2 protein-coding genes are annotated in these 4974 nt (G+C 69.8%); both read left to right on the forward strand.

The genetic code is table 11. The features are described 5' to 3' along the window. The coding region (locus C1I95_RS31730) for a discoidin domain-containing protein (protein WP_146605921.1) at nucleotides 1–439 on the forward strand (439 nt) is incomplete at its 5' end. A gap of 103 nt (nucleotides 440–542) precedes the next feature. Next, nucleotides 543–4829: a discoidin domain-containing protein gene (locus C1I95_RS31735; RefSeq protein ID WP_111219521.1), complete on the forward strand. Its 4287-nt coding sequence runs from the start codon at nucleotides 543–545 to the stop codon at nucleotides 4827–4829. Nucleotides 4830–4974: the final 145 nt, after the last annotated feature.

A 4974-nucleotide genomic window follows, 5' to 3' on the forward strand; every position in this document is an offset into this window, starting at 1 on the left:
CACCACCACCCCGCCTCCGGCCGGGAACCTCGCGCTCGGCCGGCCGGTCACGGCCACCAGCCACACCGACGTGTACCTGGCCACCAACGCGGTGGACGGCAACGCGGACACCTACTGGGAGAGCGCCAACAACGCCTTCCCGCAGACCCTCACCGTCGACCTGGGCACCGCCCGGCAGGTGGGTCGGGTCGTGCTGAAGCTGCCACCGGCGTCGGCCTGGCAGACCCGTACCCAGACGCTGTCGGTGCTCGGCTCGACCGACGGCAACACCTGGACCACCCTTGCCGGCTCGGCGGGTCGCACCTTCGACCCGGCCACCGGCAACACGGTGTCGATCAACCTGCCGGCCGGTGACCGCCGGTACCTGCGACTCAACGTCACCGGCAACACCGGCTGGCCGGCTGCCCAGATCGCCGAGTTCGAGGTGCACGCCTCCTGACCCGTGGGTGGGCCCCGCACGCCGATCGGGGCCCACCCACGCCGTAAGAGCACCACACCCCCGCAACGCCTCTCCACGTCCCGGAAGAAGGTGTCGATCCCCCATGTCCAGATTCCGTACCCGGCTCACCGCCGTGCTCGCCGCGGTCGGCCTCGCCCTCACCGCCGCGCCCGCGCCTCCGGCCGCTGCGGCCGGCGGCCCGAACCTCGCCGCCGGCCGCGCCGCGACCGCCAGCAGCGTCAACGGCCCGTACGCCGCAGCCAACGTGACCGACGGCAACGCCGGCACCTACTGGGAGAGCAGCGGTGCCCTCCCGCAGTGGGTCCAGGTCGACCTGGGCTCCGGCCAGTCCATCGACCAGGTCAAGCTGAAGCTGCCGGCGGGCTGGGAAACCCGCACCCAGACGCTGTCGGTGCAGGGCAGCACGACCGGCAGCAGCTTCAGCACCATCGTCGGCTCGGCGGGCCGCACCTTCAGCCCGGCCGGCGGCAACACCGTCACCATCGACTTCCCGGCCACCACCACCCGGTACGTCCGGATCTCGATCACCGCGAACACCGGCTGGCCGGCCGCGCAGCTGGCCGAGCTGGAGGTGTACGGCGCGGCCAGCTCGTCGACCAACCTGGCAGCCGGCCGGAGCATGTCTGCCAGCGGCCACTCCGACGTCTACGTCGCCGCCAACGCCAACGACGGCAACCAGGGCAGCTACTGGGAGAGCCCGAACAACGCCTTCCCGCAGTGGATCCAGGTGGACCTGGGCGCCACCGTCACCGTCGACCGGCTGGTGCTCAAGCTGCCCGGCGGCTGGGGGGCGCGCACCCAGACGTTGACCGTGCAGGGCAGCACCAACGGGTCGACCTTCAGCACCCTGGTCGCCTCCGCCGGGTACGCCTTCAACCCGGCGGCCAACAACACGGTGACCATCACCGTCGGCTCGGCCGCCACCCGCTACGTCCGGCTGCAGTTCACCGCGAACACCGGCTGGCCGGCCGGGCAGCTGGCCGAGCTGGAGGTGTACGGCCCGGCCACCGGCGACACCCAACCCCCGTCGGCCCCGACGAACCTGGCGTTCACCGAGCCGGGGAGTGGGCAGATCCGGTTGACCTGGTCGGCGTCGACGGACAACGTCGGGGTGACCGGTTACGACGTGTACGCCAACGGCAGCCTGCGGGCGAGTGTGTCGGGTACGACGTTGACGTACACGGACACCCAGCCGGCGAGTGCGACGGTGTCGTACTTCGTGCGGGCGAAGGACGCGGCCGGCAACGTCTCCGCGAACAGCAACACGGTCACCCGTACCGGCAGCTCCGGTGACACCCAGGCGCCGACCGCGCCGACGAATCTGGCGTTCACCGAGCCGGGCGGTGGGCAGATCCGGTTGACCTGGTCGGCGTCGACGGACAACGTCGGGGTGACCGGTTACGACGTGTACGCCAACGGCAGCCTGCGGGCCAGTGTGTCGGGTACGACGTTGACGTACACGGACAGCCAGCCGGCGAGTGCGACGGTGTCGTACTTCGTGCGGGCGAAGGACGCGGCCGGCAACGTCTCCGCGAACAGCAACACGGTGACCCGGGTGGGCAGCACCCCGGGCGGGACCAACCTCGCCGCGGGTAAGCCGGCCACCGCCTCCTCGATGGTGCACGTCTTCGCCGCGGCGAACGCGGTCGACGACGACGTCACCACCTACTGGGAGGGCGCGCCGGGGGCGTACCCGAGCACGTTGACCGTCGCGCTCGGCGCGAACGCGAGCATCACCGCGATCGTGGTGAAGCTGAACCCCGACCCGGCCTGGGGCCCGCGTACGCAGACCTTCTCGGTGCTCGGCCGGGAGCAGTCCGCCTCCGGCTTCAGCACCCTGGTCGGCTCCGCGAACTACTCGTTCAGCCCGACCAGCAGCAACACGGTGACCATCCCGGTGTCGGCGACGGCCGCCGACGTCCGGCTCCAGTTCACCGCCAACACCGGGGCGTCCAACGGCCAGGTCGCCGAGTTCCAGGTGATCGGCACCCCGGCACCGAACCCGGACCTCACCGTCACCAACGTGACCTTCGCCCCGGCCGCACCGGTGGAGACCGACCAGATCACGCTCACCGCCACCGTGCGCAACGCCGGCACGCTGGCCTCCGGCGCGACCACGGTCGACTTCGCCCTGGACGGGACGAAGGTGGGCCAGGCGAACGTCGGTGCCCTCGCGGCCGGTGCGTCGACCAACGTGTCGACCACCATCGCCGCGCGGGACGCCGGTAGCTACCAGGTCAGCGCCACCGTCGACCCGGCGAACACGGTCATCGAGCAGAACGAGTCGAACAACAGTTACACCAGCCCGACCCGGCTGACGGTCAGCCCGGTGGCCAGCTCGGACCTGGTCGCCTCGGCGGTCACCTGGTCGCCCGGCACGCCGGCCGCCGGCGCAACGGTCAGCTTCGCGGTGACCCTGCGCAACCAGGGCACCATCGCCTCGGCGGGCGGTGCGCACGGCATCACGCTCACCGTGCTCAACGACTCCGGCACGGTGGTGCGTACCCTCACCGGCTCGTACACCGGCACCATCGGCGTCGGCGCGACGGCCGGCCCGGTCAACCTGGGCACCTGGACGGCGGCCAACGGCCGGTACACCGTCCGGGTGGTGATCGCCGACGACGCCAACGAGTTGCCGGTGAAGCGGGCCAACAACACCAGCGAGCGGCCGCTGTTCGTGGGTCGCGGCGCCAACCTGCCGTACGACATGTACGAGGCCGAGGAGGGTTCGGTCGGCGGCGGTGCGCAGGTGATCGGGCCGAACCGGACCATCGGCGACCTGGCCGGCGAGGCGTCCGGCCGGCGGGCGGTGACCTTGAACAGCACCGGCGCGTACGTCGAGTGGACCACCAAGGCGGACGCCAACGCCCTGGTCACCCGCTTCTCCATCCCGGACGCTCCGAACGGCGGCGGGATCAGCTCGACGCTGAACATCTACGTCAACGGTGTGCTGCACAAGCCGATCAGCCTCACCTCGAAGCACATCTGGCTGTACGGCGCCGAGGCCAGCCCGAGCGACTCGCCGAGCGCCGGACCACCCCGGCACCTCTACGACGAGGCGAACGTGCTGCTCAACTCGACCATCCCGGCCGGCAGCCGGATCCGGTTGCAGAAGGACCCGGCGAACACCACCACGTACGCCATCGACTTCGTCAACCTGGAGCTGGTGGCACCTCGGGCGAACCCGGATCCGGCTCGCTACCGGGTGCCCAACGGGTTCAGCCACGCCGACGTGCAGAGCGCGTTGGACGCGGTCCGGATGGACACCACCGGCAACCTGGTCGGCGTCTACCTGCCCGCCGGCACGTACGAGACCGCGCAGAAGTTCCAGGTGTACGGCAAGGCGGTGAAGGTGGTCGGTGCCGGCATGTGGTTCACCCGTTTCCAGACGCCGTCGTCGCAGCAGAACACCGACGCCGGTTTCCGGGTGGAGCCCAGCGCCAGCGGATCGTCCTTCGAACACCTCGCCTTCTTCGGCAACTACACCGTTCGGCAGGACGGGCCGGGCAAGGTCTGGGGTGAGCTGAAGGACGTCGACAACCTGACCCTGGACAACGTCTGGGTCGAGCACACCGTGTGCGCGTACTGGGGGGTGAGCGTCGACGGGCTGAAGATCACCAACAGCCGGTTCCGGAACACCTTCGCCGACGCGGTGAACATGACCAACGGCAGCACCAACAACCTGATCAGCAACTCGGAGGGCCGCTCCAACGGCGACGACGCGTTCGCGCTGTTCTCCGCGACCGACCAGGGTGCGTCCACCGGCAACCACGGCAACGTGTTCGAGAACCTGACCGCCACGCTGACCTGGCGGGCGGCGGGGATCGCAGTGTACGGCGGCTACAACAACGTGTTTCGCAACCTCTACATCGCGGACATGCTGACGTACTCCGGGATCACCATCAGCTCGCTGGACTTCGGCTACCCGTTCATCGGGTTCGGGGCCAGCCCGCCGACCCGGTTCGAGAACATTTCGCTGATCCGGGCCGGCGGCCATTTCTGGGGCGCGCAGACCTTCCCGGCGATCTGGGTTTTCTCCGCGTCGAAGGAGTTCCGCGGCATCCGCGTCACCGACGTGGACATCGTGGACCCGACCTACTCGGGCATCATGTTCCAGACCAAGTACACCGGCAGCCAGCCGGAGAACCCGGTCACCGACACGGTCTTCACCAACGTGTCGATCAGCGGCGCGCAGCGCAGCGGTGACGCCTTCGACGCCAAGTCGGGCTTCGGAATCTGGGTCAACGAACTACCCGAGCCAGGCCAAGGCCCTGCCGTCGGCTCGGCGACCTTCACCAACCTTCGCCTGACCAACAACTGGCAGGACATCCGCAACACCACCTCAACCTTCACCATCACCCGCAACTAACCGCACCCCCGCGCCGCCGGGAGGGAGCGTTCTCCCTCCCGGCGGCGCGCCCCCCTGATCCCCGCGATCTTGCACTTTTCGTCGCCGCTTTTCCGGCATAAGCCGCGTACCGGCGACCGAAAGTGCAAGATCGACGCTGTTGGCG

Origin of the sequence: Micromonospora craterilacus, from assembly GCF_003236315.1 — a bacterium.
In the GTDB taxonomy this organism is placed as follows: Bacteria; Actinomycetota; Actinomycetes; order Mycobacteriales; family Micromonosporaceae; genus Micromonospora; species Micromonospora craterilacus.